This is a genomic window from Hydrogenophaga sp. (assembly GCF_030651625.1).
In the GTDB taxonomy this organism is placed as follows: domain Bacteria; phylum Pseudomonadota; class Gammaproteobacteria; order Burkholderiales; family Burkholderiaceae_C; genus Hydrogenophaga.
In genome coordinates this window covers 117,925-142,909 of record NZ_JAUSCF010000020.1, presented here as the reverse complement: position 1 = coordinate 142,909, position 24,985 = coordinate 117,925, and the positions used below count along the sequence as shown (strand labels likewise).

The window sequence follows — 24,985 nt, the reverse complement described above, 5'->3', positions numbered from 1 at the left end:
ACCTTTTCAGCCGTTGGTATGAAAAGGCCCGGTCTGGGGCTGGAGACGGTTGGCAACTGGGTCATGCCAGTCCCCGTTCCAGCACGGCCACCACTTCGTCGGCAAACGCGGCATAGCTCAGTGGCCCGTCGGGACGTAACCAGGTGAACGTCCCGTTGATCATGCCAAACAGCATCATGGTCAATGCCGTCTGGTTCACCGAGGTGACCCGCTCGGGGTAAGCCCGGCGCAGAAATCGGGTGAAAGCAGCCACCACGTCGCGCTGCCGGTTCAGGATCAAGTCGCGCTGCACCTCACCCAGAAACTTGGTGTCTGAAACCAGCGCCACGTGGCGGGTGGCCGAACTTTCATATTCGGCGAGAAAGGCACGCACCAGTTCGCTCAAGGCATCGCGCTCACTGAGGTTCTTTCGCTGCGCCCGCGCCTCGGATTCGCCAATCAGCGCCAGCAGGCGCTGGGTGTAGCGGTCCAGCAAGTCAAACAGGATCGCTTCCTTGCTCTCATAGTAGTGGTAGAGCCGGGCCTTGCTGGTGCCACAGGCGGTCGCGATGTCGTTCATGCTGGCCGCAGGGAAGCTCTGGCGGGCGAAGCAATCTGCGGCCACATCGAGGATCTGTTCGCGTTTGAGATCGTGGGAGGCGGATTTGGGGCGGGCCATGGGGAATTGTCCCACCCCCGCGCCGCCTTTGGCGTCACCCCGTTCGAGGGGGCGATACAAGTGGACCGGAGGAGCCGGCTCCACGGTATTTCTGGAACAGGCATTGCTCTCCGGAAGTGTTGTTCATCTCCACTCGGCGTTGGCAACTTGGCTGATCAACCTCTACGATCCACCCATGCCTGCCAAACCCGTCACCGATCCGTTCGTCCTGCACGCCTGCGAGTTGCTCTCTGGCGTGGGGCCATGTGTGGCCAAGCGCATGTTCGGTGGCTGGGGCATTTCCACCGACGGCATGAACATCGCCATCATTGCCTGGGAAACGCTGTACCTCAAGACCAACGCCACCACCGAGCCGGTCTGGCTCGCGGCTGGCGCACAGCCTTTTGTCTATGACGCCAAGGGCGAGTCCATGAAGTTGAATTACCACACCCCGCCGCATGAAGCACTGGAATCGCCTGCGCTCATGCTTCCATGGGCGAGACTGGCGCTGGGGGCGGCGGTGGCCGCGCGCCAACCCAGTCGGCGAGCGCGAAAGCCCGCCGCCTGAGGCTCAAGGTGGGTTGCCCTCAAAACGCGACAGCACCCTGCCGCGACCCGCCACCAGAAATTCGCCATAGCCCAGCAGCCCCCGAACCAGGCGGGTGAATGCCAGGGCCGCCTGGCGCAGCGCCAGCGCCAGGTCATGCCCGGGTGCCAGCACTTCGCGCCTGAACCTGCCGGGCCGGTTGCGCAGCGCACGGCCCGAATCTTCGACCCAGTCGAACAGCGCGGCGGGTTCGGACGCGGTGTCCAGCGATTCCATCACCAACCGCGCGCCGCGTGGCACCCGGAGCACATCGCCCGCGTGCAGGAAGACATCGCCAGCCACCTGCATCCCGACCGGCTCAGACCGATGGAGGGCGTCACCCAGCGTGACCCACACACGGCCGCGAAGGATACGCAGTTCTGCCGGTTGCCCGGCGTGCAGGCCGAGGGCGCGCCCCTGGGCCAGGCCCCAGGCGCCAGCCATGAGGGTGCGGTGCTTCGAGCCGGCCGCAGCGGCAGATGAAGGGGCTTGTAGTGGCGACATGGCGGACTCCTGAGACAGTGGAACAGGTTGACATGGTCGGTTGCGCGCGCCCTTCGGTCCAATGAAATGGGGGTAAGCTATTCATTCGGTTTACGCATCAATAGAAAAGGCATGAGCCATGCAATCCAACGACCGACCGCCTCGTACCCGCCCGATTTCTGTGGGGCATCTGCGGGCCTTCGACGCCGTCGCCCGACACCTGAACTTCCGCGTGGCGGCCGACGAGCTCTCACTGACGCAGAGTGCGGTCAGCCGGCAGATACAGGCGCTGGAAGACGAAGTTGGCGTGACGCTGTTCCTGCGCCACACGCGCGCGGTGGAGATCACCAGCGCAGGCTCGCAGTTGCTGCGTGCCGCCGGCATGGCACTGGAACGCATTGATGCGGCGGTGCGCCAGATACGGCAGAGCGCTGGGCGCAAAAGCGTGACCGTGACCACCTGGGCCTCGTTCGCTTCCATGTGGCTGATTCCCCGCCTCGAGGCCTTCCAGCGGGACCACCCGGACATCGATATCCGCATCGACACCTCCGACACACAGGTTGACCTGGCGACCGCCGATGTGGACCTGGCCTTGCGCTACACCGTGCCGCAAGGCGTGGCAGCCAACGCGACGCGCCTGTTCGGCGAACAGCTCACGCCCGTGGTCAGTCCGTGGCTGCTGCGAGAACACCAGATCGAGAAAGTGGAAGATCTGGCGCAACTCACCCTGATCGAAGCCGGTGATGCGCACCGCACCCGCCACCTCGAATGGCTGACCTGGCAGCGCTGGATCGATGAACAAGCCGGGAAGGCCAGCAACGCCAGCACACCCGCCCCCGTGGGCAAGTCGCGTCTGCGCGGGGCTGGCGCCAAAACGCGACTCACACCCAAGCGCTGGCTCTACTTCAACTACGCCCACCAGATCGTGCAAGCCACGCTCACCGGGCAAGGGGTGGCATTGGCGCGCCTGCCGCTGGTGGCCGAAAGCCTGGCCTGTGGTGATCTGGTGGAGCCATTGCCACAGACGCGACTCGACTCGCCTCTGGTCTACTGGCTGATTCCGGTACAGCGAAGCATGCAGCGCCCGGAGGTGAAGGCCTTTTTCGACTGGTTGCTGGATCAGGCCGCGTTGACGCGCCAGGCCATTGGCGACGTGCCCGATCCGGACACCGTGGACCAGATCGACTGATGCCGGTGCGCGAGGCCGCGCCACTCTGGAAGCGGCGGAACGGCGCGCGGGATGGACGCTGGCATGCGTGCGTGCGTGCGCTGGGATGGACCGGTCTGGTCCGGTGCCGTGGGTGTCAGCAGCTCGCAGAAAACTGGTGCACACTCTCGCGCTTTGCTCCTTCGCTCCATCCATGTCATCCCCTCGCCACCCGCTGAGCGGCAACCTGCGCAGCATCGTCTTCATGCTCGCCGCCGTGGGATTTTTTGCGCTCATGGACGCGGTGCTGAAGACCTTGTCCTCGCGCTACCCGGTACTGCAGATTGCCGCACTGCGCGGCATGACCGCGCTGCCGCTGGTGGTGGTGTACATCGCCTGGCGCGGCACCTGGCACACGGTGCGCCGCGTGCGCTGGCCGCTGCACCTGCTGCGCGGTGTGCTGGGCATCGCCATGCTGGCGCTGTTCACGCTGGGCGTGCGTGAACTGCCGCTGTCGGCGGCCTACACGCTGTTTTTCATTGCACCGCTGATGATCACCGCGCTCTCGGTGCCCGTGCTCAAGGAGCGCGTGCCACCGGCCCACTGGTGGGCCATCGGCATCGGTTTTGTGGGCGTGCTGATCGCGCTGCGACCCAGCGGCGATGCGCTGCAAACCGGCTTCGTGACCGTGGGCGGCCTGGCCGTCCTGGGGGCGGCCCTCTGCTACGCAGTGGCTGCCATTGCAGGCCGCCTCGCCAGCCGCACCGACAGCAGCGAAAGCCTGATCCTGTGGATGATGGTGATGATGTCGGTTGGCGCGGGGGCGCTGGCGCTGCCGAACTGGGTGGCCATCCAGCCAGACGACGCGGCCCTGTTGCTGGCCCTTGCCGTCACCGGGTTCGGTGGCCAGCTCGCCATCACCGAGGCGTTCCGCCACGGTCAGGCGTCTGCCGTGGCGCCCTTCGAGTACACCGCACTGGCCTGGGGTGTGGGACTCGACTGGCTCATCTGGCAAAGCCTGCCTGCGGCCCATACCTGGCTGGGCGCGACCATCGTGATCGCCAGCGGCCTCTACCTGGTTCGCCGCGAAAAGCGCATCACCGAAGTGCACGCGACAGCAGAGCATCCCTGATGCTGCATGTGTTCTAAAAGCCGCGCTGACGCATCCAGGCGGTGATCAGCGATACCGACTGCTGCAGCTCACCGGGCTGGCCCTGGAAGTAATGGTTGGCGCCAACCACCACCTGCATGACCTTGTCGGTGCTGGCGCAGGCGTCGAACATGAGGCCGATGTCGGGCTGGGGAACGGCGTCGTCGGCCCCGTGTTCGATCGCGAGCAGCGGCACGCTGATGTCGCGCGCACAAGCCTCACCCATGGCGCGCGAATCGTCGATGGACCATTGAGAGAGCCAGGAACGCAGTGTGGAGAAGCGGGCCATGCCCACGGGTCCGCTGTTCACCGTCTCGGGCACACCGAGGTAACAGCGGCCGATCACGCGGCCATTGGGGTCGATGTCGCCATCCAGAAAGCGCGGATCGGCCAGCGTGCGATGGGTGACGAAGCCGCGCTCCACCTCGGGCCCGCCACGGCGCCTGAGGGTGTCCAGTGTGTCCTGCACCCGCGCGGTGATGCGGCGCACGCGCGCCAGCTGGGCAGCGCGGTAGGCCGCCAGCCAGTCGGCCGGGTACGGTGGCCGTACCGGCAGGCCGGGCGCGTAAAGATCGAATTCGGGATTGCGCAGATCGGGGTTGTCCTCGTCCAGCACAGACGGGTCGATCCAGTCCCGCAGGCAATGCGCCCGCGAGCGGTGCGCGGCTTCGAGCACCACCGCATCGGCCGGCGGCAGACGTGCAGCATTCAGGTCAAGTACCTCACCGGCCGGCGTGCGCTGGATGCTGGGTCGCTCGGCCTGAGACTGGTAAAACAGGGCCAGTGAGCCGCCACCCGACCAACCCATGAGCACGACCCGGGCAAAGCCCAGCACCTCGCGCGCATGCCGCACACTGGCGCCGACGTCGAGCACCACCTTTTCCATGATGAGCGCGGTGTCGTTTTTGGCATAGCGGGTGCCCATGCACAACACCGGGTAGCCCGCAGCGGCGAGCGCCGGCGGAAGGGGCAGCAGCTGCAGCGTGGAACTGGGATGCATCATGAGGAACACCACATCGCGCGAGGCGGCGGGTGTGCTGATGAGCAGGCCCTCCAGATTGACCGCACCCTGGCTGCCGGAGAAGCCGTATGTTTCGGTGAAGGCGCTGTTTTCCTGGTACTGGATGTGCACCCACTGGTGCAAGAGCGCAGGCTGGCGAACGATCATCGCCTCACCGGCGCTCGGGCCACATCACACCGGTGTCGGCCAGGATCGCGTCCAGCGGCATGTCGTGCGCCTCGGGCTGCAGATGGGGCAGGTACCCAAAGTCGTAACCGAGGCCCACGGTGAACGGTTTGGGCTGCAGGCTGGCCAGGGTGCGGTCGTAAAAGCCGCCGCCGTAACCCAGCCGGTAGCCGCCAGGGCCATAGCCTACGCAGGGAACAAAGATCAAGGTCGGCACCACGATCTCGGTGTCCTTCGGCTTGGGAATGCCGTAGGCGTCCTCCTCCATCGGGCATCCGGGGTACCAGGTGTAGAAGGTCAGGGTCTTGTCCACCTTGTTGACAACGGGCAGGCTGATGCGCCGGTGCCGCTGCGCGCCTTGTGCATCTTCCTCCAGACCCGCTTCCTGCCAGCGAAACAGGGCCGGCAAGGGATCGAACTCGCCCTTGATCGGCCAATAAGCCCCGATGACCGCATCGCTGCGCTCAATCAGCCAGACTCGCATGACCCGCTGCAGCAGATCGTTGCGCCAGGCCCTGTCGGCCAGCTTCTGGCGTTTGTCCACCAGTTGCTTGCGCCAGGCCGCCTTGAGCTCGGCGGCCGTCTGTCCGACCACACCGGCCGGCCCACTGTCTGGGGAACTCTCGCGATCGTTGATGTCCATAATCAGTACATGAAACCGGTGAACTTGAGGCGGGGTCTTTGGACCATTATGGCTGCGCTGTGTGTGCAGGGCGCGGCGTGGGCGCAAGGCCAAGCAGACACGACCATACTGGAAATGCGCGAAGCTTTCCGGCGAGGCAATGCGGCCACCCTGTCCGCTTTGCTGCCGGCCGTGCGCGGGCACGTGCTGGAGCCGTTGGCCAGCTACTGGGAAATGCGGGCCCGACTGGACTCCGCCCAGCCTTCAGAAGTGCGCGCCGCCCTGCAACGCCACCCGGGAACCTACTGGGAAGACAGGCTGCGCAACGACTGGTTGCTGCTGCTGGCCAAGCAGCGCGATTGGGCCAACTTCGCTGCCGAACTGCCGGCTTTCCGCATGAACGACGACCGGCAGATCCAGTGCTATGCCCTGATGCTGGATGCCGCCGCCAGGCGGATTCCAGCCGAGGAAGCCGCGGCGCAGGTGCAGGCCTTGTGGCATGCCCAGCGCGACGCCGAAGACGGTTGTGCCACCGCCGCCCAGGCTTTTCTGGACAGCGGCCATCTCCCGAAGCAGGCGGTGTGGCAGCGCGCGCGTCTGGCCATGGACGCCAATCGACCCGCTGCGGTGTCGCAGGCGGTGGCCATGCTGGATCCGCAGTGGGTACCCCTGGTGGACGAAGTGGCCAAGAACCCGGCGCAGTTCCTGGACGAGAAGCTCATGGCCATTCGCACGCAAACCAAGGAGATGGTGGTGCTGGCCACGATCCGCCTGGCCTTCAGCGACCCGGCGGCGGCAGCCGAGGAGATGAACCGCAAGCGCTGGGTGGCGCAACTCACGCAGGAAGAGCGCAGCTGGGTCTGGGGCGTGATCGGTAAACGATCGGCCCAGAAGCTACAGAACGAAGCCTTGAGCTACTTTGTCCATGGGCAGGACGCCCTCATGACCGATGACCACCTGGCCTGGAAGGCCCGCGCCGGCATGCGGGCAGGGGCATGGGGCCATGTGCGCGACGCGATCGCCCACATGAGTGAGGCGCAGGCCAGTGAGCCCACATGGGTTTACTGGCGCGCGCGCGCCATGCAGGCCATGCGCGAGCCGGATCAGGCCACCGCCACCGTGCAGGCCCGCGCGCTCTACGACAGCATTGCCTCGCCCCACGGCTTTTACGAGCAGCTGGCGCTGGAAGAATTGGGACATCCCATCACACCCCCTGCACCGCCTGCTGCCTTGACGGCGCAGGAACGCCAGACCGCAGCCAGCCACCCGGGGCTGCAGCGGGCGCTGGCCGCCATTCGGCTGGGCCTGCGGGGTGAGGGGGTGCGTGAATGGCACTACACCGTGGCCCTGCATTCGCCGGGCGGCATGCCGGAGCGGGAGCTGCTGGCTGCGGCAGATCTGGCCTGCCGCCACGAGTTGTGGGACCGCTGCATCAACACCAGCCTGCGCACCAGCGCCGTCGCCGACCATGCCCAGCGCTTCCCCATGCCGCACCAGGTTGAAGTGGTTCGCCGGTCGAACGAGATCGGACTCGATCCAGCCTATGTGTACGGCCTGATTCGCCAGGAAAGCCGCTTTGTCACCAATGCGCGCTCGCACGTGGGTGCCTCCGGTTTGATGCAGGTGATGCCGGCCACTGCGCGCTGGACGGCGAACAGAATCGGGCTGACCAACTTTCGCCCTCACCACATCACCGAGCGCGAGACCAACATCCTCATCGGAACCGCGTACCTGAAGTTCGCTCTGGATGATTTCGAGGGCTCGCTGCCCCTGGCTGCGGCCGCCTACAACGCCGGGCCTGGCCGCCCACGCGCCTGGCGCAACGGCCCTGCTTTGGCGGGCGAAATCTGGGCAGAGAACATTCCGTTTGAAGAAACCCGCGACTACGTGAAGCAGGTTCTGGCCAACACCACCAACTACGCGGCCCTGATCAGCGGACAACCGCAATCGCTGCGCGCACGGCTGGGCGTGGTGGGTCCACGCGAGGCCACGGCACAAGCGGTGAATCGCGACCTGCCCTGAGCCACCCATAGCCTTCTCCAGCAAACTTTCTCTCTTTCACAGAAATCCTTTCATGTCCCAGACCCCCAACATCCTCGTTCTCGGTGGCACCGGTTTTGTGGGTCGCCAGGTTTGCGAACAGTTGCACCGGCTCGGCTGGCGCATCACGGTGCCCACCCGCCGCGCCATCAACGCCGCACAGGTTCAGCATCTGCCGCGCCTCACCGTGCTGGAAGCCGACGTGCACGACCAGGCTCAGCTCACCCGGCTGCTGGCGGGACACGACGCGGTCGTGAATCTGGTGGCGATCCTGCATGGCAACGAGGCGGCCTTCGAGCGAGCACACGTTGCGCTGCCCCAGACGCTGGTCAAAGCCTGCAAGGCGGCTGGTGTGAAGCGTGTGGTGCACATCAGCGCCCTCGGCGTGGGCCTTGACGGACCGTCGCTCTACCAACGCAGCAAGGCGCGCGGCGAGGAAGTGCTGCGCAACGGCGGACTCGACCTCACCATCCTGCGCCCCAGCGTGATTTTTGGCGCCGGTGATCGTTTTCTGAACCTGTTTGCGCGCCTGCAGGCCGTGTTTCCCGTGATGCCGCTGGCCGGCGCCAGTGCACGGTTTCAACCGGTCTGGGTGCAAGACGTGGCCGCGGCCGTGGTCGCGTGCCTGCAGGACAAGGGATTGCCCATGTCCAGCGTGGGCCAGACCTTCGAATGCGCCGGGCCCGACGTGCTCACACTGGCCGAACTGGTCCGCCTGGCCGGACGCCACGGCAGCCGCGAGCGCCCGATCCTGCCGCTGCCCATGGCGCTGGGCAAGCTGCAGGCCCTGATGATGGAAATGGCCCCTGGCGAGCCCCTGATGAGCCGCGACAACCTTGCCGCCATGAGCGTGGACAACGTGGCCACCGGCCAGTGGCCAGGCCTGTCGTCCCTCGGCATCGAGCCCACCAGCGTGCACGCCGTCGCCCCAGCCTACCTCGGCACACGCGGCGGCCGCAGCCGCCTCACCGAATACCGGCACAACGTCCGCCCCTGAGGCACTCCGGCGATGCCATATGACCACTGAATCAATCCGTGGTTCTTTTGGCATCAATGGCACGACAGCCTGGCACTAACATGGCGGTTCGTTCAACCACACACCTCGTCGCCAAAAGCAGCCCCATCCAGGGGCACCGAAGATCCGGCTCCGCCGGTCCAAGGTGCCGCCCCCTTCCCGCCGGAGGCGAGAGAGAGGGGGGTGACGCGAAGCGGCGCGGGGGGAGCAATCCTATGCCCCAGCTCTACATCGGCAACAAGAACTATTCGTCCTGGTCCATGCGCCCCTGGGTGCTGATGAAGCAGGCCGGCATTCCATTCGAAGAAGTCATGGTCCGCTTCGACTCGTTCGAGGCGGATTCGACCTTCAAGAAAGCACTGCGCGGCGTCAACCCGGTGGGCAAGGTACCGGTTCTGCTGGACAACGGCTTCGCGGTGTGGGACACGCTGGCGATTGCCGAGTATTTGGCCGAACGCTTCCCGGAAAAGAAACTGTGGCCTGCCGATGCCAAGGCACGCGCCCGGGCGCGCAGCGTCTGCGCTGAAATGCACAGCGGCTTCGGCGCGCTGCGCAGCCACTGCCCCATGAACATCGAAGCATCGCTACCCGACACGGGCAAGCTGATCTGGCGCGACCAGGCCGGTGTGCGTGCCGACATGGCCCGGCTGTGCGGGTTGTGGAGCGAACTGCTGGCCGCACAACCTGAAGGTGCCCTGCTGTTTGGCGACTTCAGCATTGCCGATGCGTACTTTGCGCCGGTGTGCATGCGCATCAAGACTTATGGCCTACCGTTGCCTGCCGACCTGGCGGCGTATGTGGAGCGGGTGTGTGGGCTGCCGGGGGTAAAGGCTTGGGTTGAGGATGCTTTGGCGGAACACGATTTTCTGGATTTTGAGGAGCCTTATCGGTTGGGGCGATGACAAGACGGGTTTGTTTTTCTGGCTGTGTTTTTCCTTTCGTGGCGTGCCGGGATGTGCGCCCGGCGGCGCACCTGCTTTCTTTGTGTCGACAAAGAAAGTAGGCAAAGAAAACGCCCCCTGCTGCCAGTGACCCCTGCGCTGCGCTACGGGCACCCTGCGGTGCTCGGCTCGCGCAGAAGGGGCCTCGTCCGGTTGGCCGAGTCGTATGCACGCGAGGAAGCCCGATCCCGTATTCGGGCCCCTTCTGCCGGTGCCGAGGAGCGCAGCAGCGGGCGGAAAAAGGGCCGTGCATGTCTGAGCGCAGCGAGTTTGCACGGACCCCGCCCGCTGCGAGCACCACAGGTTGCCCCGGAGCGCAGCGCAGGGGTCACTGGCAGCAGGGTCGCCTTTCTTTGGGTTACCTTTCTTTGGCGACGTGACGCAAAGAAAGGTAACTCGGCCGCCGGGCCGAGACCCGGCACGCCACGAAAGAACAAACCCTAACGAAAGCCACAAAGCCCGCGCAAACCCAACGACCCCACCCACCCTACACTAGCCAAAATGAAAACCTACCTGGTAGGCGGCGCAGTCCGCGACGCACTGATGGCGCAAAGCACATCACTACCCGATGCCTCGCATGTAGACCGGGACTGGGTGGTCGTGGACGCCACGCCCGAAACCATGGTGGAGCAAGGCTTCCTGCCCGTCGGCAGAGACTTCCCCGTGTTCCTGCACCCGCAGACGCGCGAAGAATACGCACTCGCCCGCACCGAACGCAAGACCGCACCGGGCTATCACGGCTTCGATTTCCACGCCGCTCCTGGCGTCACGCTGGAAGACGATCTCGCCCGTCGCGACCTGACCATCAACGCCATGGCTGTGGCAGAAACCGAGGCAGAGCGGCCGGCAAGCGCGTCGATCATCGACCCCTTTGGGGGACAGCGCGATCTGCGCGATCGCGTGCTCCGCCACGTGACGGCCGCCTTCGGAGAAGACCCTGTGCGCATCCTGCGGCTGGCGAGGTTTGCGGCGCGTTTTCCCGACTTTTCGGTCGCTCCCGAAACCCTCACGCTGATGCGCCAGATGGTGGGCCACGGCGAGGTGGACCACCTGGTGTCCGAGCGGGTGTGGCAGGAACTGGCGCGCGGCCTGATGGAGCAGCGGCCCAGCCGCATGTTCGAGGTACTGCGCGAATGCGGCGCCCTGAAGCGATTGTTGCCAGAGGTCGACCGCCTCTGGGGCGTGCCGCAGCGTGCCGACTATCACCCCGAAATCGACACCGGCGTGCACCTGATGATGGTGCTCGACATGAGCGCGCGACTGGCCGCCAATCTGCCCACCCGTTTTGCCTGCCTGTGCCACGACCTGGGCAAGGGCACGACACCGGCCGACGTGTTGCCGCGCCACATCGGCCACGAGGAGCGCAGTGCCCGCCTGCTCAAGGGCTTGAGCGAGCGTCTGCGTGTGCCGGTGGAATGCCGCGAACTGGCCGACGTGGTGGCGCGCGAGCACGGCAACATTCACCGCAGCCAGGGCTTCAATGCCGCCGCGCTGGTGCGGTTGCTGGAGCGATGCGACGCATTCCGAAAGCCTGCGCGGTTCGGGGAAGTGCTGCTGGCCTGCGAGTGCGATGCCCGCGGACGACTCGGCCTCCACGACTCGGCCTACCCCCAGCGCAAGAGGCTGGAACAGGCACTGGCTGTAGCGTGCTCGGTGTCCACGACCAGCGTGGCGGCAGAAGCCATCGCTGCGGGTGTCACGGGCGCCCAGGTGGGCCAACGCATTCAGGATGCACGTGTCGCGGCGCTCACGGCCCACTTGGCGAGCGACGAGCAGACCCTGGCTGGTTGACACCTCTGACCGGTAGCGTGGAACAACCGCTTCCCGCACCTTCGATGTCGGAAGAAAGGGACATATCGGCGCAACGCAATCCCAAGTCTGTTAGGGTTACACCCGATGAGTACCCCACCTGGCCTGCTGACCGCCCGGTCGGCCCTGTTTCTTGATTTCGACGGCACCCTGGCGGAATTGGCCCCCCGACCCGATGCCGTGGTCATTCCTGGCGAGCTGCTGAGCCTGCTGGAGCGCCTGCACGCGCAGCTCGGTGGCGCGGTGGCGCTGATCACCGGACGTGCGCAGGCCGACATTGAGCCCATGATCGCCCCCCTGCAACTGCCGGCCGCCTACGAGCACGGCGCGGTTCGGCGCGCCGAATGGGGCATGGTCTCGCTGGATCCGGAGCAGGTACCCGATCTCGGGCCTGCGCTGGCGGCCGCCAACGCATTGGCGTCTCGGCACCCGGGCCTGTTGGTCGAGCACAAGCACACCGCCATGGCGCTGCATTTCCGGCTGGCGCCCGAACTGGAAGCCGCATGCGTGAGCGCGATGCAGGCGTCCGTGCAGCACACCCCCGGCCTGCAACTGCTGCGCGGCAAGGCCGTGGTGGAAGTGAAATCGGCCCGCGTCAACAAGGGGCATGCGATCCAGGCCTTCATGGCCGAGGCGCCCTTTTCTGGCCGAATTCCCCTGTTCGCCGGGGACGACGTGACCGACGAAGCCGGCTTTGAAGTGGTGCAACGCCTGGGTGGTGCCGGCATCAAGGTCGGTGACGGTCACAGCTGTGCCCTGCACCGGATCGCAGACCCCCTGGCGCTTCGCGCCTGGCTGGCCAAAACCTCACCGGAACTCTCAACACCTTGACAACAATGCCCAACCCCTCCGCCAACCAGCCCCGTGGTTTCGCCCCGCCTGCACCCGCCTCGCTGTCGCTGGGTGTGGTGGGCAATTGCGCCTTCAGCGCGCTGATCGACCTCCAGGGACGGGTGGTGTGGAGTTGCCTGCCCCGCTTTGACGGCGACCCGGTCTTCCATGCCCTGCTTGGCGGGGACGAGGGCGCTGGCGCGTTTTCCATCGAAATCGAGAACCTGGCCGAATCGCGCCAGTACTACGCCCCCAACACGGCGGTGCTTCACACCGAATTGTGGGACCGCGATGGCCAGGGCCTGCTGATCACCGACTTTGCGCCGCGCTTCCCTTCCCGTGGCCGCTTTTTTCGCCCCACCATGCTGGTGCGCAGGGTCCGACCGCTGAAAGGGGCGCCGCGGGTGCGGGTGCAGCTGACGCCGCGGTTTCACTGGGGTGCGCAAACCCCCACCATCACCTCTGGCAGCAACCACATCCGTTATGTGGGCGACCAGCAGACCCTGCGCCTGCAGACCGACGCATCGGTTTCGCATGTGATCAGCCGCGAACCCTTCTTGCTGACGCGCGAGCACAACTTCCTGCTCGGGCCCGACGAAACCCTGGAGGGCGGCGTGGGCGACACCGCCCGCCACTTCGAGCAGGAAACGCTGGCCTACTGGCGCGAGTGGACGCGGCGTCTGGCCTTGCCGCTGGAATGGCAGGATGCGGTGATCCGCGCGGCCATCACCCTCAAGCTCTCGGTGTTCGAGGACACGGGTGCCATCGTGGCAGCCATGACAACCAGCATCCCCGAGGCCCCGGGCACACAGCGCAACTGGGACTACCGCTACTGCTGGCTGCGCGATGCCTTCTTTGTGGTGCGCGCGCTCAACAGCCTGGCCGAAGTCAGCACAATGGAAGACTACCTGGGCTGGCTGACCAACGCGGTGGTGGGCGCCAACGGCGGCCATGTGCAGCCGCTGTTCGGCATAGGCCTGGAGCGCGAACTGCCCGAGAGCCTGTGCGAAAACCTGCCGGGCTACCGCAACATGGGACCAGTTCGCGTGGGCAACCAGGCGCAGGAACATTTCCAGCACGATGTGTACGGCAACATCGTGCTCGCAGCTGCACAGGCTTTTCACGACAAGCGCCTGCTGCACCCGGCGGGCCTGGCCGAGTTCGAGCGACTCGAAGCGGTGGGCGCTCAAGCGGTGCGTATTTTTGACAAACCCGATGCCGGCATGTGGGAGCTGCGCACGCGCGCCCGGGTACACACCAGCTCCGCCCTCATGTGCTGGGCCGCCTGCGACCGCCTGGCCAAGATCGCTCACACCCTGCAACTGCCCGAGCGTGCGACGCACTGGCAACAGCACGCGGCCCACATGCGTGATCGCATCCTGGGCGAATCGTGGAACGAAGAACGCCAGGCATTCGCCGAGAGCTTCGGTGGGCGCGACCTGGACGCCAGCGTGCTGCTGATGGCCGAGGTGGGCATCATCGACCCCATGGACCCGCGCTTCATTGCCACGCTGAAGGCACTGGAAGAGCACCTGTGCGATGGCCCCTACATGCGCCGCTATGAAGCGCCCGACGACTTCGGCACACCAGAGACGGCATTCAACATCTGCACCTTCTGGCGCATCGACGCGCTCGCCCGCATTGGCCGGGTGGACGAAGCCCGTGCCATTTTCGAGACCATGCTGGCCGCACGCAATCCACTGGGCATGCTGTCGGAAGACACCCATGCCGTCACCGGCGAGATGTGGGGCAACTTCCCTCAGACCTACTCGATGGTCGGCATCATCAATGCGGCTGTCAGGCTCTCAACCGCATGGGACACGGTGATCTAGTGTCCTGTCCCGTCAATAACTTGCATATGAAACCGCGCATTCACACCCATGGCTGCGTTGCAAATCCTCGCGACAGCACAGGCTATCGCTGCGGTTTGCGCCTTGCCCTGGGCGCGAATTCATCAGTTTCATTTCATGCAACTATTTGCGGGACAGCACACTAGAAATGCACCCCGATATGAAGCTCCCCCCGATGCGCCTTCTGCGCCTCCCACCAGGGGGCCGCACCCCCGGCCCGGCGAAGCCGGTTCCGCGTTGCGACTTGATGGAGGCACGTCGCTTGCCACAGATTGAATTCTGCAAACTGGAAGGTATCGGATGAGTCGTCTCGTTGTCGTATCCAACCGAATAGCGGACCCTCGCAAACCGGCCTCGGGAGGTTTGGCGGTGGCGGTGGGCCAGGCGCTGGAGGCTTCGGGCGGGCTGTGGTTTGGGTGGAGCGGCAAGATCGTCGAAAACGGCACCCCGGGAGAAGGTGAGCTCCACCTGCAGCAGGCCGGCAACGTGCAACTGGCCACGGTGGACCTGAGCCGCGAGGACCACGACAGCTACTACCTGGGCTACAGCAACGGTGTGCTGTGGCCGGTGTTCCACTACCGGCTGGATCTCGCCGATTTTGATGCGGGCTACATCGGCGGCTACCGGCGCGTGAACCAGATGTTCGCGCACAAGCTCGCCGGCCTGCTCCGACCCGACGACATCATCTGGGTACACGACTACCACCTGATGCCGCTGGCTGCCGAGCTTCGTGCCATGGGCTGCCAGCAGCGCATGGGCTTCTTTTTGCACATCCCGGTACCGCCGCCTTTGATCCTGGCTGCCGTTCCGGCCCACGACTGGCTGATGCGCTCGCTCTTCGCCTACGACCTGGTGGGCCTGCAGAGCAACGCCGACGTGGCGCATTTTTCGCGCTACGTGGGCACCGAGACCTCGGCCGACATTCTGGGTGAGCACGAGTTTCGTGCTTACGGCAAGACGCTGCAGGTGCAGGCCTTCCCCATCGGCATCGATGTGGACGAGTTTGCTGCGCTGGGCGAAGGCAAGGACGCACAGGAGATGCACGCCCAGATGTGCCGTGAATATTCACGTCGCCGCTTGCTGGTGGGCGTGGAACGCATGGACTATTCCAAGGGCCTGCCTCAGCGCCTGAAGACATTTCGCCAGCTTTTGCAGAGCTACCCTGAGAACGTGGGCAGTGCCACGCTCATCCAGATCGCGTCGCCCAGCCGCGAATCGGTCGACGCGTACGCCGCGCTGAAGCAGGAACTGGAAAGCCTGTGCGGCTCCATCAATGGCGACTTTGGTGAACTCGACTGGATGCCGGTGCGTTACATCCACCGCAACGTGGCCCGCAAGCGCCTGCCCGGCCTGTACCGCGCCGCGAGTGTGGCGCTGGTCACGCCGCTGCGCGACGGCATGAACCTGGTGGCCAAGGAGTTTGTGGCGGCTCAGGACCCGGACGACCCCGGCGTGCTGGTGCTTTCGCGTTTTGCCGGCGCGGCCGAGCAACTCATCGAAGCCCTTCAGGTCAATCCCTACGACACACTGCGCACCGCCGAGACCATTCAACGCGCGCTGCAGATGCCGCTGGACGAGCGCCAGCGCCGACACCAGGCGCTGCTCGCCCGCATACGCGAGCAGGACGTGCACTGGTGGCGCAAGCAGTTTCTGGCTGCACTCGTCGCCATTCCCGCACCCTGATTCTTCCCATCGGCGGGCGCTGGCTGCAAGGCCGGCGCCCGCTTTGCTTTTGGCACATTCTGAAAGGAGAACAAATGAACGAGAACTTCATTGAAATGGCGACCCGATGGTGGGAGAGCCTGGGCGGTGCTGCAGCCAGCCTGACTCGCATCACTTTCATCATCCTCGCGGCCTGGGTGCTGGTGATGGTGCTGCAGCGAGCCATCCGCACACTGCGAGCCCGCATCGCCATGCGCATGGACGATGCCGAATCCGCCAAACGCGCTGAAACCCTGAGCCGGGTGTTCCGCTACCTGGTGGCGGTCGTGGTGAGTCTGATCGCCGGCATGCTGGTGCTTTCCGAACTGGGTGTGTCGGTCGCGCCGATTCTGGGTGCGGCCGGTGTCGTTGGCCTGGCGGTGGGTTTTGGTGCACAAAGCCTGGTGAAGGACTTCTTCACCGGGTTTTTCCTGCTGCTGGAGAACCAGATCCGCCAAGGCGATGTGGTGCAACTGGGCAGCCACTCGGGCGTGGTGGAAGTGATCACCCTGCGCTACGTGCAGTTGCGCGACTATGACGGAAATGTGCACTACGTGCCCAACGGCCACATCACCACCGTGATCAACATGACGCGCGGTTTCAGCCATGCGGTGATGGACATCGGCGTGGCTTACCGCGAGAACGTGGACGACGTGATGGCCGTGATGAGGGAGGTGGCCGCTCAGATGCGTGAACACCCCGACTACCAGGCAAAAATCACGGGCGATCTCGATATCGCCGGGGTGAACAGCTGGGGTGATTCTGCCGTGGTGATCCGCTGCCGCTTCCGCACCCTGCCCATCGAGCAATGGGGCGTGCGCCGCGAGTACCTGCGCAGGCTCAAGGCGGCATTCGACGCCAAGGGCATCGAGATCCCTTACCCTCACCTCACCGTGTACGCAGGGCAAGACAAGGACGGCAAGGCGCCCGCCTTCCCGTTGCAGCAGATGATTGAAGCCTGAGCAACCGGGGCGCCGGCTGGTATTGACCAGAAATGCTGGCGAGAAAGTCCGGTCTGTGCCACCATGTGCCCCATCAGGAGCCTGCCATGACCGCTCGCAACCCGCTCAACCGTTCCCTGGCCGATGGCATTCAGCGGGTGGGATTTCGCAAGTGGTACGAACGTGAGCTGCTCTCCAGCCATGCCCACATGGCACTGGCCCTGGTCGCTGCCGTGGCCATGATGGCGAGCTTCGAGGCCTTTCATGGCGCCAGCGCCGGTGAGAAGATCCTCAACACCGGCTTCGTGCTGCTGTGCGCCGCCGTCACCCTCTGGGCCATGCGCCGCTACCTCTATCTGCTCATGCACGCCGAAGAACTGGCCAACCAGGCCAACTGCGGTCAGTGCGAGGCTTATGGCCTGTTGAAGCTGCAGGATGCCCAGGACCGGCGGCCACAGGCGCAGCGGCTGGTGCCGGTGTGTTGCAAGCGCTGCGGCTTTCGGTGGAACCTGGAGGTGGACTGAGACACCCCCGCGGCGCTTTGCTGAAGGTCTGAAACACCCCCGCGGCGCTTTGCGCCACCCCTCAAGGGGGCGATACCAGTCGTCCGGCAAAGCCGGCCCGACGGTATCTCTTGACTGGGGCACCTCGCTCGGGAAGGGCATAGGGTCAACCATCCCTGCGCTGGAGCGTGAGGGCGACCCGATCCGGCGCCGGGCAGCCCCAAGCCGGATCAGCCCCCTCGGGGGGCAGCGACCCGCGCAGCGGTGGAGCGTGGGGGCAACGGACCGACCGCAGCGCCGGGCCGCCCCAAGCAAGGTCAGCCCCTCGGGGGGCAGCGACCCACGCAGCGGTGGAGCGTGGGGGCACACGATAATCTCTGCATGGCACACCTGTTGATCGTTGAAGACGACGAGCTCCTGCGAGATGGGCTCAGTGCCCAGCTCATGCAGGCCGGCCACCGCATCTCTTTGGCGGAAGACGGGCAGATCGCACTTGAACGGCTGGAAGCCCAAAGCTTTGATGGCGTGGTGCTCGATCTCGGGCTGCCGAAGGTGGATGGCCTTTCTGTGTTGCGGCGCCTGCGCGAGCGTTTGCCCGCGCTGCCGGTGCTGGTGCTCACCGCCCGCGACGGTGTGGAGGACCGGGTGGCCGGCCTCAACGCTGGCGCCGACGACTATCTGACCAAACCCTTCAGCCTCGACGAGCTGCAGGCCCGCCTGCAGGCGTTGCTGCGGCGTGCCAACCTGCCTGCAGCGGGTGCCCCACGGACAGCCTCTGCCGGCGCGGAAACGCTGCGGCTGGAGTCCCACCCGCCTCGGGTCTGGATAGGCCAAGACGCAGTCGACCTGACCTTGCGCGAGTGGACCCTGCTCGAGCTGCTCATGCGGCACACCGGGCAGGTGGTCAGCCGGGAAGACGTGATCACCGCCTGGCAGGCCGAGCCCGGTGACAGCAGCGGCGTGGCGTCGAATGCACTGGAGGTCTACGTGCACCGGCTGCGCCGCAAGCTGGCCAGTGCGCCCTTGAACATTCGCAACATTCGCGGCCTTGGGTACATGCTCGAAGCCTCCGGCGTCTGAATGGGCGGTCGGCACGGCACTGTGATGAGCAGCACCCCCTCCCGCCTGTCTCTGCGCCGCCAGCTGTTGCTGTGGCTGCTGCTGCCGCAACTGGTGTTGTGGGCAGGTGGCGGTCTGCTGACCTACCGCATCGCCTTGAGCTACGCCGAAAAAGGCATCGACCAATCACTCACGCAGGCGGTGCGCGCCCTCTCGCGCCAGGTCAAGCCGATCGGCTCGGGCCTGCTGATCGACTTTCCGCGTGCCGCTCAGGACGTGCTGGAGCAGGACCCGGACGACCGTGTCAGCTACACCGTGTCGTCGCCCCCGGGCCAGTTCCTGCTCGGCAACCAGCGCCTGCCCCCGCCCCCTCACGCGCCAGCGGCCTTTGGAGAAACACTGCTCTACGGCGGTGAGCTGGATGGCCAGCCGCTGCGACTGGTGGCGCTGGACGTGCAGTACGGCGATGCCGACGCCCCGCAAACGCTGCGTGTGCAGGTGGGCAAAGGCACCGCGGTGCAGCAACGCATCGCGCGCGAACTCGTGGCCGATCTGCTTGCGCCGCTGCTGGCGCTGGGCGTGGTGCTCAGCCTGCTGGTGTACGGCGGCATACGCCGCGGTCTCGCGCCGCTGACCCGCCTGGCCGATCAGTTGGAAAACAGATCCATCAACGCGCTGCAACCCATCGGCATGACGCAGGCACCCAGCGAAGTGCACGCGCTGGTGCAAGCCGTCAATGGACTGCTGGGCGAAGTCGAGCGAAGCGTGCATCAGGAAAAGCGCTTCATCAACGACGCCGCCCACCAGTTGCGCACACCGCTGGCAGGCCTGATCAGCCAGGTGGAACTGGCCCAGCGCGAAACCGCCGATCCGGTGCTGGGCACACGCCTGAAGAAGGTGCTCACTGGCGCAGAACGCAGTGCCCACCTGGTGCACCAGTTGCTCACCCTGGCCCGAACCGAAACCACCGCACGCCGCGACCCCATCGACCTGGCCGCGCTGGGTCGCGAGGTATCCCGCGAGTGGACGCCCAAGGCGGTGGCGGCCGGCATCGACCTGGGTTACGAGGGCGCCGAACACCGCGAACTGCAAGGCGACGCCTTGCAACTTCGCGAAGCCATGGCCAACCTGATCGACAACGCGCTGCGTTACACCCCGCGCGGCAGCACCGTCACCCTCAGGGTCGAGGCGGCCGGCGCACAGACCCAGCTGGTCGTGGAAGACAACGGCCCTGGCCTGAGCGAAGACGACCTGTCACACGTGTTCCAGCGCTTCTGGCGCGCCAGCGAACAGCCCGGCGGCTGCGGCCTGGGCCTTGCGATCGTCCGCGAAATCGCCCGCCGGCACAGCGGCGACGCCACCGTGGAACGCGTACAACCGCATGGCCTGAGGGTCGTGCTCACCCTGGGCTGAAACTGCAGCCAGCGCAGAGCGCGGAAAAGCCCTTTCCGGAGCGAAATGCCCCATCCAGAGATACCGTGGAACCGGCTCCGCCGGGCCGCTGGTATCGCCCCCCTTCAGGGGGGTGACGCCGAAGGCGGCGCGGGGGGGTGAATCCCTCCCTGCGCGGGGGGTCATCCGAATACCGAATCGCTCTCTGCATGGCCACTGCCCACAAACACGCGCAGCAGCGTGACCCCGGCTTCCTGCGCCCAGAGCCGCCCCTGGATCGTGAACTGCCGCCCACCCAGACGGAATTCATCGCCCATGGCGGGGGGCACGCCATGGCCCTGCCAGAAATCGGGCACCGTGTATGCGCCGCGCCGAATCCAGGCCTGATCCTCAGGGCTGAAGACCAGAACAACGCGCAGGGGGGTGGGATTCATGCTGTCTCCTTGTGGTCCATTCCTGGACCGTGGGGAAAGCTTAGCGCAAGGTGCTCGCGATCGGCTGTGCTGTTACTCGCGCCGTTGCGTTCGGGTCACGCTCTGGCACAAGCTGCGTCGGTGATCCGGCGTTCAGGCAGCGGGAGCCATGCGCAAGCCGGAAACAGGGTCGAACCAGTTCACATGATCGGCCTGGATGTCCAGGCCGACCCGGTCGCCGGGTGCCACGCGCACCTGCGGCGCGGTGCGCACGGTGACGTCGCCAGCGGCGGTCTGAACCACCACGAAGGTATCGGCCCCGGTAGGCTCCACCACGCTCACCTCGCCACGCCAGGGCGCGTGGTCGCCAAAACCGATGTGTTCCGGCCGCAGGCCCATCAGGGCATTGCTGTTCGCCGCTGCCGGGCACGCGAGCGGCAAGTCGGCGCCCGTGATGGTGAAGCCGCGTCCTTCGGCGGCCACGGTTCGACCCGGCACCAGGTTCATGGTGGGCGAGCCGATGAAGGTGGCCACGTAGGTGTTGGCCGGGCGGTTGTAGATGTCGTCGGGCGTGCCCAGTTGCTGCAGGATGCCGTCTTTCATCACTGCGATGCGGCTGCCCAGGGTCATGGCCTCGATCTGGTCGTGCGTGACGTACACGCTGGTGATGCCGCTGACCTGGTGCAGGCGCTTGATTTCAGCGCGCATCTCCACGCGCAGCTTGGCGTCCAGATTGGACAGCGGCTCGTCGAACAGAAACAGCTGCGGCTGGCGCGCCAGCGCCCGCCCCATGGCCACGCGCTGACGCTGTCCACCAGAGAGCTGGCTGGGCCGGCGGTCCAGCAGGTGTTCGATCTGCAGCATGGACGCCACCTCGCCGATGCGCTGGAGTCGCTCGGCCTTGGGCACCTTGCGCATCTCCAGCGCGAAGCCGATGTTGTCGGCCACGCTCATGGTGGGGTAGAGGGCGTAGCTCTGAAACACCATGGCGATGTCGCGCTGCGCGGGAGGCACGCCCACCACATCGCGCCCGCCAATGCGGATGGCGCCTTCGGTGGGCTCCTCCAACCCCGCGATGATGCTCAGCAGCGTGGACTTGCCGCAGCCCGATGGACCGACCAGGATCAGGAATTCGCCGGGGGCGACGTCGATGTCGATTTTCTTCAGGACTTCGACCGCCTTCTCGCCCTTGCCGAAGCACTTGCGCACGCCCTGGATGTGGAGTTCGGATGCCATGTCAGACCTCAAGATGAACTGCCACCCAGGGCAGTGAAAGAAGAGAGAAATGCGTTGGCATGTCAGTTGCTCCAACGCGCAGCGCACGACCCACAACGCATGAAATGGTCGAGTCCAGTGGCACCGCCGGGCCGGCTTTGCCGGACGGCCAGTGCCGCCCCCTTGAGGGGGTGACGCGAAGCGGCGCGGGGGTGTTTCATCCTTTTCAGCCTTTCACCGCACCGGCCGTGAGACCGCGCACGAAGTAGCGCCCGGCCAGCACGTACACCGCCACCGTGGGCAACGCCGCGATCAGGGCGCCGGCCATGTCCACGTTGTAGGCCTTGACGCTGCTGGTGGTGTTGGCCAGGTTGTTCAGACCCACGGTCACAGGCCGCGAATCGGCGCCGCTGAAGGACGCACCGAACAGGAAGTCGTTCCAGATCTGGGTGAGCTGCCAGATCAGCGTGACCATCACGATGGGCGTGGACATGGGAACGATGATGCGCAGGAAGATCTGCCAGAAGCCGGCACCGTCCAGCCGCGCGGCGTTGAGCAGTTCGCCCGGCACGGCGGCGTAGTAGTTGCGAAAGAACAGCGTGGTGCTGGGCAGGCCCGCCAGGCAATGCACCAGCACCAGCCCGCCGATGCTGCTGGAAATGCCCAGCCAGCCCAGCACCTGGCTCATGGGCAGCAGCACCACCTGGAACGGCATGAACACGCCAAAGAGCAACAGGCCGAAGAAGGCCTCGCTGCCTTTGAATTTCCACAGGCTGAGCACGTAGCCGTTCACCGCACCCCAGGCGGTGGAGATCAGCACCGCCGGCACCGCCATCCACACCGAGTTCCAGAAGAAGGGTTGCAGGCCCCGGCAATCTGCGCCGGTGCAGGCGGTGGACCATGCCTCGCGCCAGGCGGAGAAGTTGAGGCTGCCCGGCAGGCTCAGCAGGTTCCCGTTGCGGATTTCGTCGGCGTCCTTTAACGAAGTCGCGACCATCACGTACAGCGGCGCCAGGAAGAACGCCGCGCCTATGAGCAGGGTGGCCATCAGGGCGAAACGGCCGAGGGTGAAACGATGGCGGTTCATGGCAATTTACCGAGATCTTTTGTACAGCTTGTGGCTCTATACAGCGACAAGACCGGAGCACGTGCCTGTTCAAGCGCACGCCGTGGAGCCGGCTTCGCCGGTCCACCGGCGTGGTCCCCCCTTTGGGGGGAAGCCGCAAAGCGGCGCAGGGGGGCTTTCATTTCTTCCTCAGTTCGCTGTAGAGGTAGGGAACCACGATGGCGGCGACGGTGGCCAGCATGATGGTGGCGCTGGCTGCGCCCAGCCCGATCTGGCCACGGCTGAAGCTCATGGCGTACATGAAGGTGGCGGGCACATCGGTGGCGTAGCCCGGGCCGCCAGCGGTGAGGGCCATCACGAGGTCGAAGCTTTTGATGGACAGATGGGCCAGCACCATCAGCGTGGAGAAGAACACCGGGCGCATGGCGGGCAAAACGATGCGCCAGTAGATGCGCGGCAGCGAGGCGCCGTCGATTTGTGCGGCTTTGATGATGCTGTCGTCGATGCCGCGCAACCCGGCCAGGAACAGCGCCATGGTGAAGCCTGCCGACTGCCACACCCCCGCAATCACCACGCAATAGATGGCCATGTCGGACTGCACCAGCCAGTCGAAAGTGAAGGTGGTCCAACCCATGTCCTGCACCAGTTTCTGCAGGCCGTCGCTGGGGTTGAGAATCCATTTCCACGCCGTACCCGTGACCACGAAGGAAAGGGCCATGGGGTAGAGGTAGATGGTGCGGATAAAGCCTTCACCGCGCACCTTCTGGTCCAGCAAGATGGCGAGGAATATGCCGAGCGCCATTGACACACCCACGTAGAGAAAGCCGAAGATGGCGAGGTTCTTCATGGCCACCCACCACCGGTCCATGGCGAACAGGCGTTCGTACTGCGCCAGGCCGACGAACTCGTAGTTCGGCAGCATGCGCGAGGCGGACACCGAGAGCACACCGTTCCACACCATGAAGCCGTAGATGAATGCCAGCCCCAGCAGGAAAGCCGGCGCCAGCACGAGCTTGGGCAGCAGTTGTTCGAGTTTGTTCATGAGGACTTTCCGGGCGCCGCTGGCCGTTCAGGACCGCGCAGGACAAGACCCGGTGAAAACCTTCACCGGGTCCCCTTGGGCGATGCCGTGCTTACTGGTTGCGGGCCGCCGAGGCGATGCTCTTCACGCCATCGTCGATGCTCATGCGGTCGTTGTTCCAGAACTGGCTGACCGCGTCCTTGATGGCGCCTTCAGCGGCCGGGCTGATGGCCATGCCGTGGGCTACTGAGGGCACCAGCCCGCCGGTCTTGGCGGTGTCGACGAAGTCCTTGCTGGAGAGCTTGGCGCAATCGTCGAACTTGTCCATGGGCATGTTCAGGCGCACCGGGATGGAGCCCTTGTTCAGGTTGAACACTTCCTGGAACGGCGGGCTCATGATGGCGGCGGCCAGGTCGGCCTGGGCCTTCTGGGCACCGGCGTCCTTGAGCTTGTACATCGCAAACGAGTCCACGTTGAAGGTGAAAGCGTTGGCGGTGCCCGGTGCGGCTGCGCACAGGAAGTCCTTGCCTGGCACCTTGCCGGCGGCCATGAACTCGCCCTTGGCCCAGTCACCCATGAACTGGAAGCCGGCCTTGCCCTGCATCACCATGGCGGTGGCCAGGTTCCAGTCGCGGCCGGGGGCAGACGCGTCGGTGTAGCCCTTGATCTTGCGGAAGGCTTCCAGCGACTTCTTCATGGTGTCGCTGGTGAGCGACTTCTGGTCGAGCTTGACCAGTGCGTCCTGGTAAAACTTCGGGCCACCCACGCCCAGCACCACCGATTCGAAGGTGGTGAAGTCCTGCCAGTTCTGGCCGCCATGGGCCACCGGGATCAGGCCGGCGGCCTTGATCTTGTCGGCTGCAGCAAAGAACTCGTCGAGCGTCTTGGGCATGCCGGCCACACCCGCTTTCTTCAGCACTTCAGGGCTGGCCCAGATCCAGTTCACGCGGTGCACGTTCACCGGTGCGGCCACGTAGTTGCCCTTGTACTTCATGACGTTGGCCACCACGGCGGGCAGCACCTTGTCCCAGTTCTCGGCCTTGGCCACGGTGTCGAGGTTGGCCAGCACGCCTTCGGCGGCCCATTCCTGGATGGCAGGGCCCTTGATCTGGGCGGCTGACGGCGGGTTGCCCGAGACCACTCGGCTCTTCAGCACGGTCATGGCGTTGTCGCCGCCGCCACCGGCCACGGCGAAGTCTTTCCATGTGTGACCCTTGGATTGCATCATGGAGCGCAGCTCGCCTGCGGATTTGGCTTCGCCACCGGAGGTCCAGTAGTGCAGCACTTCGACTTCGCCAGCGATCGCGCTGGACATGGTGAACGCGACCGCAGCGGCGCACAACAGGGAATTGGGTTTCATGAACGTGTCTCCTTGGG

At 65.5% G+C, this 24,985-nt stretch carries 23 protein-coding genes; 14 read left to right on the top strand and 9 right to left on the bottom strand.

Going from position 1 to position 24,985, the window contains the following annotated elements; all coding sequences use genetic code 11:
- Window positions 1-61: 61 nt before the first annotated feature.
- Window positions 62-658 carry a TetR/AcrR family transcriptional regulator gene (locus Q7V46_RS07810; RefSeq protein WP_304912962.1) on the bottom strand — a complete coding sequence of 199 codons (597 nt, stop codon included), beginning with the start codon at window positions 656-658 and terminating at the stop codon, window positions 62-64.
- A 175-nt stretch (window positions 659-833) separates the two neighbouring features.
- Here Q7V46_RS07810 and Q7V46_RS07805 point away from each other — a divergent pair, with 175 nt between their 5' ends.
- On the top strand, window positions 834-1,205 hold the full coding sequence (locus Q7V46_RS07805) for a TfoX/Sxy family protein (protein WP_304912961.1): 372 nt from the start codon (window positions 834-836) through the stop codon (window positions 1,203-1,205).
- 3 nt (window positions 1,206-1,208) lie between these two features.
- Here the strand turns inward: Q7V46_RS07805 and Q7V46_RS07800 are convergent, their stop codons facing one another.
- Entirely contained in the window at window positions 1,209-1,727 is a 519-nt protein-coding gene (locus Q7V46_RS07800) for a DUF2917 domain-containing protein (protein WP_304912960.1), read from the bottom strand.
- 118 nt (window positions 1,728-1,845) lie between these two features.
- Between Q7V46_RS07800 and Q7V46_RS07795 the strand changes: the two genes are divergently transcribed.
- Together Q7V46_RS07795 and Q7V46_RS07790 are read left to right on the top strand one after the other, a co-directional pair.
- A complete protein-coding gene (locus tag Q7V46_RS07795) occupies window positions 1,846-2,895 on the top strand; it encodes a LysR substrate-binding domain-containing protein (protein WP_304912959.1) in 1,050 nt (349 codons plus the stop codon).
- A 172-nt stretch (window positions 2,896-3,067) separates the two neighbouring features.
- Window positions 3,068-3,985, top strand: coding sequence for a DMT family transporter (locus tag Q7V46_RS07790; protein WP_304912958.1), 918 nt, complete (start codon window positions 3,068-3,070; stop codon window positions 3,983-3,985).
- Window positions 3,986-3,998: 13 nt separating this feature from the next.
- Here Q7V46_RS07790 and Q7V46_RS07785 read toward each other — a convergent pair whose 3' ends face one another.
- Together Q7V46_RS07785 and Q7V46_RS07780 are read right to left on the bottom strand one after the other, a co-directional pair.
- Window positions 3,999-5,171 carry an alpha/beta hydrolase gene (locus Q7V46_RS07785; RefSeq protein WP_304912957.1) on the bottom strand — a complete coding sequence of 391 codons (1,173 nt, stop codon included), beginning with the start codon at window positions 5,169-5,171 and terminating at the stop codon, window positions 3,999-4,001.
- Between the two features lie 4 nt (window positions 5,172-5,175).
- On the bottom strand, window positions 5,176-5,832 hold the full coding sequence (locus Q7V46_RS07780; RefSeq protein ID WP_304912956.1) for a 5-formyltetrahydrofolate cyclo-ligase: 657 nt from the start codon (window positions 5,830-5,832) through the stop codon (window positions 5,176-5,178).
- Window positions 5,833-5,841: 9 nt separating this feature from the next.
- Between Q7V46_RS07780 and Q7V46_RS07775 the strand changes: the two genes are divergently transcribed.
- From Q7V46_RS07775 to Q7V46_RS07725, 11 genes are all read left to right on the top strand, one after another.
- Window positions 5,842-7,833, top strand: a complete 1,992-nt coding sequence (locus Q7V46_RS07775) for a transglycosylase SLT domain-containing protein (protein ID WP_370690303.1) — start codon at window positions 5,842-5,844, stop codon at window positions 7,831-7,833.
- Window positions 7,834-7,885: 52 nt separating this feature from the next.
- Complete coding sequence (locus Q7V46_RS07770; protein ID WP_304912954.1) at window positions 7,886-8,848, top strand: complex I NDUFA9 subunit family protein; 963 nt, start codon at window positions 7,886-7,888, stop codon at window positions 8,846-8,848.
- Window positions 8,849-9,081: 233 nt separating this feature from the next.
- Window positions 9,082-9,768 (top strand): glutathione S-transferase family protein, encoded by a 687-nt coding sequence (locus Q7V46_RS07765; protein WP_304912953.1) that lies wholly within the window; start codon window positions 9,082-9,084, stop codon window positions 9,766-9,768.
- Between the two features lie 540 nt (window positions 9,769-10,308).
- A complete protein-coding gene (locus tag Q7V46_RS07760; protein ID WP_304912952.1) occupies window positions 10,309-11,598 on the top strand; it encodes a multifunctional CCA addition/repair protein in 1,290 nt (429 codons plus the stop codon).
- A 105-nt stretch (window positions 11,599-11,703) separates the two neighbouring features.
- Complete coding sequence (gene otsB / locus Q7V46_RS07755) at window positions 11,704-12,447, top strand: trehalose-phosphatase (protein ID WP_304912951.1); 744 nt, start codon at window positions 11,704-11,706, stop codon at window positions 12,445-12,447.
- 5 nt (window positions 12,448-12,452) lie between these two features.
- Complete coding sequence (locus Q7V46_RS07750) at window positions 12,453-14,279, top strand: glycoside hydrolase family 15 protein (protein ID WP_304912950.1); 1,827 nt, start codon at window positions 12,453-12,455, stop codon at window positions 14,277-14,279.
- A 318-nt stretch (window positions 14,280-14,597) separates the two neighbouring features.
- Complete coding sequence (gene otsA / locus Q7V46_RS07745) at window positions 14,598-15,980, top strand: alpha,alpha-trehalose-phosphate synthase (UDP-forming) (protein WP_304912949.1); 1,383 nt, start codon at window positions 14,598-14,600, stop codon at window positions 15,978-15,980.
- A gap of 74 nt (window positions 15,981-16,054) precedes the next feature.
- Window positions 16,055-16,960, top strand: a complete 906-nt coding sequence (locus Q7V46_RS07740; protein WP_304912948.1) for a mechanosensitive ion channel family protein — start codon at window positions 16,055-16,057, stop codon at window positions 16,958-16,960.
- A gap of 86 nt (window positions 16,961-17,046) precedes the next feature.
- Window positions 17,047-17,463 (top strand): hypothetical protein, encoded by a 417-nt coding sequence (locus Q7V46_RS07735; protein WP_304912947.1) that lies wholly within the window; start codon window positions 17,047-17,049, stop codon window positions 17,461-17,463.
- Between the two features lie 360 nt (window positions 17,464-17,823).
- Window positions 17,824-18,522, top strand: a complete 699-nt coding sequence (locus Q7V46_RS07730) for a response regulator transcription factor (RefSeq protein ID WP_304912946.1) — start codon at window positions 17,824-17,826, stop codon at window positions 18,520-18,522.
- 24 nt (window positions 18,523-18,546) lie between these two features.
- A complete protein-coding gene (locus Q7V46_RS07725) occupies window positions 18,547-19,914 on the top strand; it encodes a sensor histidine kinase (RefSeq protein WP_304912945.1) in 1,368 nt (455 codons plus the stop codon).
- A gap of 161 nt (window positions 19,915-20,075) precedes the next feature.
- Here Q7V46_RS07725 and Q7V46_RS07720 read toward each other — a convergent pair whose 3' ends face one another.
- The 5 genes from Q7V46_RS07720 to Q7V46_RS07700 form a co-directional block, all read right to left on the bottom strand.
- Window positions 20,076-20,327: a hypothetical protein gene (locus Q7V46_RS07720; protein ID WP_304912944.1), complete on the bottom strand. Its 252-nt coding sequence runs from the start codon at window positions 20,325-20,327 to the stop codon at window positions 20,076-20,078.
- Between the two features lie 132 nt (window positions 20,328-20,459).
- Window positions 20,460-21,542, bottom strand: coding sequence for an ABC transporter ATP-binding protein (locus Q7V46_RS07715; protein ID WP_304912943.1), 1,083 nt, complete (start codon window positions 21,540-21,542; stop codon window positions 20,460-20,462).
- Window positions 21,543-21,747: 205 nt separating this feature from the next.
- Window positions 21,748-22,608 (bottom strand): carbohydrate ABC transporter permease, encoded by an 861-nt coding sequence (locus Q7V46_RS07710; RefSeq protein WP_370690302.1) that lies wholly within the window; start codon window positions 22,606-22,608, stop codon window positions 21,748-21,750.
- A gap of 157 nt (window positions 22,609-22,765) precedes the next feature.
- Window positions 22,766-23,629: a carbohydrate ABC transporter permease gene (locus tag Q7V46_RS07705; RefSeq protein ID WP_304912942.1), complete on the bottom strand. Its 864-nt coding sequence runs from the start codon at window positions 23,627-23,629 to the stop codon at window positions 22,766-22,768.
- A 91-nt stretch (window positions 23,630-23,720) separates the two neighbouring features.
- Window positions 23,721-24,968, bottom strand: a complete 1,248-nt coding sequence (locus Q7V46_RS07700) for an ABC transporter substrate-binding protein (RefSeq protein ID WP_304912941.1) — start codon at window positions 24,966-24,968, stop codon at window positions 23,721-23,723.
- Window positions 24,969-24,985 lie beyond the last annotated feature (17 nt).